Source organism: Pantoea brenneri (assembly GCF_038594305.1).
Classification (GTDB): domain Bacteria; phylum Pseudomonadota; class Gammaproteobacteria; order Enterobacterales; family Enterobacteriaceae; genus Pantoea; species Pantoea brenneri.
The window spans coordinates 1-266 of the sequence record NZ_JBCGBG010000024.1 but is presented as its reverse complement, the minus strand read 5'-3'; the positions used below and the strand labels follow the sequence as shown (position 1 = coordinate 266).

The window sequence follows — 266 nt, the reverse complement described above, 5'->3', positions numbered from 1 at the left end:
TCCGTTACGCTTTAGGAGGAGACCGCCCCAGTCAAACTACCCACCAGACACTGTCCGCACCCCGGATAACGGGGCCACGTTAGAACATCAAACATTAAAGGGTGGTATTTCAAGGTTGGCTCCACGCGGACTGGCGTCTGCGCTTCAAAGCCTCCCACCTATCCTACACATCAAGGCTCAATGTTCAGTGTCAAGCTGTAGTAAAGGTTCACGGGGTCTTTCCGTCTTGCCGCGGGTACACTGCATCTTCACAGCGAGTTCAATTT

At 53.0% G+C, this 266-nt stretch carries 1 rRNA gene; it reads right to left on the bottom strand.

What is annotated here, in order from left to right:
* Positions 1-266 (bottom strand): 23S ribosomal RNA (locus tag AABB92_RS23370); the annotation flags it as partial.